We start from the raw sequence: 2,298 nt of genomic DNA on the forward strand, positions 1-2,298 counted from the left end.
GTCTGGCAAAATGGGGGTTGCCATTGCAGAAGAAATGAAAAACCGTGGTGCAAATGTTACTTTGGTTTTAGGGCCTTCAAATATTAATGTGTCAGAAAATATTGAGGTTATAAAAGTTAAATCGGCAAATGAAATGTACGATGCATGTATTAACCATTTTGAAAAAACTGATATTGCTGTGATGAGTGCAGCGGTAGCAGATTATACGCCGGTTAGCACTGCATCTCAAAAAATAAAAAAAAATGAAAATACATTTAATATTGAACTGACAAAAACAAAAGACATTTTAAAATCGCTTGGCGAAAAAAAGAAAAATAAACAATTGCTGGTAGGCTTTGCTTTGGAAACCAGCAATGAAAAGGAGTATGCGTTAAAAAAATTGCAAACAAAAAATGCCGACATGATTGTTTTAAACTCTTTAAACGATGCAGGGGCCGGGTTTGGGTACGACACCAACAGAATCACTATTTTTGATAAACATAATAATGAGTATAAGTTTGATACTAAATCAAAAAAAGAAGTGGCAAAAGATATTGTAAACACCATCATTAAATTATTACATGCGTAAATTATTTTTTTTATTCCTGCTTACATTTGCCACAGGTTTTTTACAGGCACAGGAGTTAAAAGCTACCGTAACAATTGTAAGCAGCCAGGTGGGCAATGCGGTAAACCCCAGTGTATTTAAAACACTGCAAACCGCTTTAAATAATTTTATGAATAACCGTAAGTGGACAACTGATGTTTTTTTACCCAACGAAAAAATAACCTGTAGTTTTTTACTTAACCTGGAGCCCACTGCAGATTTAAATGTTTACAGTGCCAGTTTAACCATACAGGCAGCCCGGCCAATTTTTAATACTTCTTATCTTTCTCCAATTATTAATTTTCGTGATGAAAATGTAACTTTTAAATATGCAGAATTTCAGCAACTGGATTTTAATGAAAACAGGGTATCCGGCTCAGATGGATTGGTATCTAACCTTACTGCTGTGTTTGCTTATTATGCCAATATGATTTTAGCTTTTGATTACGATTCGTTTTCTCCCCGGGGCGGCGATGTGTATTTTCAAAAGGCACAAAATATTGTAAACAACGCACCAGATGGCAGGGGCATAAGTGGATGGAAAGCATTTGATGGCGTACGTAACCGTTACTGGCTGGTAGAAAATATGCTTAACAGCCGTTACACATTAATGCATGATGTATATTATAATTATTACCGGCTGGGAATGGATAAATTTTATGAAGATGAAAATACTGCCAGGGCAGAAGTGATGAACGTATTGAACCTGCTTAATAATTTCAATACAGAAAACCCCAACAAAATGATCAACCAGTTTTTCTTCCAGGGAAAATCCACCGAGCTGGTAAAACTTTTTTCAAAAGCGCCGCAGCAGGATAAAATGAGGGCATCTGAACTATTGCAAAAAATGGATATTACCAATGCTAATAAATATAAAGACGAGTTGAAATGAGGTTGAAAAAAATTGTATTCATAGCTGCACTTTTTTTATTTTCCTGCGGAAATAAAAATGAAATACCCAAAGGAATTTTAAAGCCAGCTAAAATGCAAACCGTTTTATGGGATATATTGCGTGAAGACGCATTTACAAATGATTTTATAAAAAAAGATTCTGCAAAAAAACCAGAAGCCGAAAGTGTAAAGCTGCAGCAGCGGATTTTTGCAATGCATAAAGTTACAAAAGCAGAATTTTACGACAGTTATAAGTTCTATCTTAACCATACAGAATTGCTCCAACCGCTTTTAGACAGTATGATTGCCAAAGCAGAAAAAAATAAATACAGCGATACAAAAGGAAAGCTCACAACATTACCCGACTCAGTAATAGAAAAATTGAAATGAACAAAGTATATAAAAATGCAGCAGAAGCAATTAGTGATATTAATGATGGCGCTGTAATAATGCTGGGAGGTTTTGGGTTGTGCGGTATTCCGGAAAATTGTATTGCTGCCTTAGTAAATAAAAAAATTAAAAATTTAACCTGTATATCTAATAATGCCGGCGTAGATGATTTTGGTATTGGACTGATGCTGCAGGAGAAACAGGTAAAGAAAATGATTGCATCTTATGTTGGGGAAAATGCAGAATTTGAAAGGCAGTTACTAAGTGGCGAATTGGAAGTGGAGCTGATACCACAGGGAACTTTAGCAACAAGGTGTATGGCATCGGGTTATGGGATGCCGGCAATTTTTACACCAGCGGGAGTAGGAACTGAAGTGGCCGATGGAAAAGAAATAAGAATATTTAACGGCAAAGAATATTTAATGGAATAT

General features: G+C 35.5%; 4 protein-coding genes. All 4 read left to right on the forward strand.

The genetic code is table 11. The features are described 5' to 3' along the window. Positions 1-568: phosphopantothenoylcysteine decarboxylase domain-containing protein (locus tag ACY65O_RS02910; RefSeq protein WP_462219352.1), on the forward strand; the 568-nt coding region annotated here is incomplete at its 5' end. Then, complete coding sequence (porD, locus tag ACY65O_RS02915) at positions 561-1,478, forward strand: type IX secretion system protein PorD (protein WP_462219353.1); 918 nt, start codon at positions 561-563, stop codon at positions 1,476-1,478. The genes ACY65O_RS02910 and porD, both read left to right, overlap by 8 nt. Next, positions 1,475-1,867, forward strand: a complete 393-nt coding sequence (locus ACY65O_RS02920) for a DUF4296 domain-containing protein (RefSeq protein ID WP_462219354.1) — start codon at positions 1,475-1,477, stop codon at positions 1,865-1,867. Before porD ends, ACY65O_RS02920 begins: the two co-directional genes overlap by 4 nt. Further along, the coding region (locus ACY65O_RS02925; protein WP_462219355.1) for a CoA transferase subunit A at positions 1,864-2,298 on the forward strand (435 nt) is incomplete at its 3' end. The genes ACY65O_RS02920 and ACY65O_RS02925, both read left to right, overlap by 4 nt.

This window comes from Ferruginibacter sp., from assembly GCF_031430955.1.
GTDB lineage: Bacteria > Bacteroidota > Bacteroidia > Chitinophagales > Chitinophagaceae > Ferruginibacter.

Excerpts from the sequence above, each read along its gene's own strand:
- porD (WP_462219353.1), top strand. The coding sequence starts at position 561 with ATGCGTAAATTATTTTTTTTATTCCTGCTTACATTTGCCACAGGTTTT.
- ACY65O_RS02920 (WP_462219354.1), top strand. The coding sequence starts at position 1,475 with ATGAGGTTGAAAAAAATTGTATTCATAGCTGCACTTTTTTTATTTTCC.